This window comes from Sphingobacterium shayense, from assembly GCF_013179575.1.
Lineage (GTDB): Bacteria > Bacteroidota > Bacteroidia > Sphingobacteriales > Sphingobacteriaceae > Sphingobacterium > Sphingobacterium shayense.
Genome location: NZ_JABMCQ010000279.1, coordinates 1 through 2616 on the forward strand (window position 1 = coordinate 1; position 2616 = coordinate 2616).

2 protein-coding genes are annotated in these 2616 nt (G+C 40.3%); one reads left to right on the plus strand and one right to left on the minus strand.

Annotated elements, in window-relative coordinates; all coding sequences use genetic code 11:
• Window positions 1–165: 165 nt before the first annotated feature.
• On the minus strand, window positions 166–942 hold the full coding sequence (locus tag HP439_RS18620; RefSeq protein WP_172391831.1) for an endonuclease/exonuclease/phosphatase family protein: 777 nt from the start codon (window positions 940–942) through the stop codon (window positions 166–168).
• A gap of 195 nt (window positions 943–1137) precedes the next feature.
• Between HP439_RS18620 and ggt the strand changes: the two genes are divergently transcribed.
• Window positions 1138–2616 (plus strand): gamma-glutamyltransferase (gene ggt, locus HP439_RS18625; RefSeq protein ID WP_172391832.1); only part of this gene is annotated, 1479 nt, incomplete at its 3' end.

Genomic DNA, 2616 nt, shown 5'->3' on the forward strand with positions numbered 1-2616 from the left:
GGATTCCAGATGGCAATTCCTTATACCACAAGGAGAAATAGACAGAACCTTGGGTACAGTCGTACAAAATCCATTGAACTAAACGATTATTTTCAGTTTCTACACTAGACAATAGCGAAAAATTTTCGCTATTGTCTTTTTTTTGACCCGCAGACTATTCTATCCTTACTTGTTTTGAATTTCGAACTCTGCATAAACCGCTAAATGATCAGATAAAGTTGATATAGGCCATCGTTTATATTCTTTCCATTTAAATTTAGTATGTCGCCCTACCATAACATAATCGATTTCGGTTTGAGGCTTTAAATTGGGATGCGTTGGACCGTTGGTGGATATATTGCGAACAAAGGAATGATCCAATTTTTTAATGGGGTCGCTGTCGGGAGTAGAATTCAAATCACCGACAAGTATTAATGGGCGCTTATACCAATCTGCAAGTTCCAATACATAATCAACTTGGGCTAATTTATTTTCGTCTTTTAAATCCAGATGGGTATTAGCAAACGCTACAATAGCGCCTGACGGCAACTTTACGTCAACTATTGCCAACGAGCGTTGTTCACTCTCAACCGGCATCGGGAGATTATAGCGTCGTTGACCCACAATTTTATACTTAGAAAGAATCAAAGTACCGTATTGACCATTCTCCATATCGATGCCTTTGGAAAAAAAATACTCCATACCCGTTAAATCTGCAAGTATCTTTGCTTGATCAACCATATTTGATCGAGACAACATAACATCAACCTCTTGAATACCGATAATATCTGCATCCGTTTCCAAAATCAGATCCGCGACCCCCTGCAAATCTATTTCTCCGGGTCGATTAGGCGGATTGCCATGGTGGATATTAAATGATAAAACCCGTAAATTCTCCTGTGCGGCTGTCGTAAACACGGCAAATATCATTAAAGCCACAGCAACGAATATTCTTTTCCTCATTTTCATCAACATATAGTATTAAAGAAGCGATCAAAAGCAATTAATTGGCATCTAGTTACATAAATAAACAATTACCAATATATCTCCATCGAAGATAATGAAACTTCATAAGTGAACCAAGACAGAGGCTATATTACGTCTTAAATTTTCGCTGACAAAATGGGAAAAACTAACATTTAACTTATATTTACTACCATGAAACGATTCCAACCAATTTTAATAGTATTTTTTCTTATTGTGTCCTGCCAAACGCAGCATGTGCGTGAAACAGACACGTCCAAAGTTTACGATAATGCTGCCGTTATAACCGCCCATCCATTGGCGTCGAAAGTAGGTGTAGATATTTTAAAAAAAGGCGGAAATGCAATTGATGCAGCAATCGCAGTTAAATTCGCTCTCGCCGTTGTTTATCCAAACGCGGGAAATATAGGCGGAGGTGGGTTTTTAGTGTACCGCAGCAAAGATGGAGAGAAAGCCGCTTTAGACTTTCGCGAAAAAGCGCCATCGCTAGCAGACAAAGATATGTACCTAGATTCTGCCGGCAATCCTATAACTAGATTAAGCCTAGACGGACATTTGGCAGCTGGCGTTCCTGGGACAGTTGCGGGTATGCAGGAAGCACATAAAAAATATGGGACTTTAACATGGGCAGAACTCCTTGCACCCGCAATTGAGCTAGCGAATAACGGTTTCAATATCACCAAACGCCAGGCTACAGAGTTTAATAGTTATCAGAAGAGATTCAAACAATACAGTACTTCAAGCGCCTCCATAATTCGTGATCAGCCATGGAAAAAAGGTGATGTTTTTATACAATCACAATTAGGGAATACATTAAATTTAATCGCGGAGAATGGCAGGGACGGATTTTATAAAGGACCCGTCGCAGACGATATTGTTGCCGAAATGAAACGAGGAAATGGCCTTATCTCGCATGAAGATTTGGAAAATTATCAGGCTGTATGGCGTAAACCAATTGTAGGAGATTACAAAAATTACACGATCATTTCGATGCCTCCTTCTTCTAGTGGCGGGACCGCGCTGTTGGCACTGCTGCAATCCGTCGAATCATATCCACTATCGCAGTGGGGGTTTCAATCAGACAGTACAATTCGTGTTATGGTTGAAGCGGAACGGCGAATTTACGCAGATCGAGCTACTCATTTAGGGGACCCCGATTTCTATAATGTTCCAACAGAATTCCTTACCAACAAGAGATTGAATCAAGAGCGGATGGCAAAAGTGAATTTAGAAAAGGCAACACCGAGTTCGGAAGTAAACGCCGCGCAATTTCCTGGATATGAATCGGAGGAAACAACACATTATAGTATTGTCGATAAAGATGGAAATGCTGTCTCGTTAACAACAACCTTAAATGGATCTTATGGATCCGGAGTTTGGGTTGATGGTGCAGGTTTCCTACTTAATAATGAGATGGACGATTTTTCAGTAAAACCAGGATCGCCAAATATTTACGGTCTTTTAGGAGGCAAGGCAAATTCGATACAACCTGGTAAAAGAATGTTAAGCGCAATGACACCAACAATAGTTGAACAGGACGGAAAATTAAAAATGGTTATTGGAACCCCTGGCGGATCGACTATTATCACATCCGTATTCCAAGGAATCCTGAATGTTCTTGAATTTGGTATGTCCGCACAAGAATCGGTCAGC

Excerpts from the sequence above, each read along its gene's own strand:
- HP439_RS18620 (WP_172391831.1), bottom strand. The coding sequence starts at position 942 with ATGAGGAAAAGAATATTCGTTGCTGTGGCTTTAATGATATTTGCCGTG.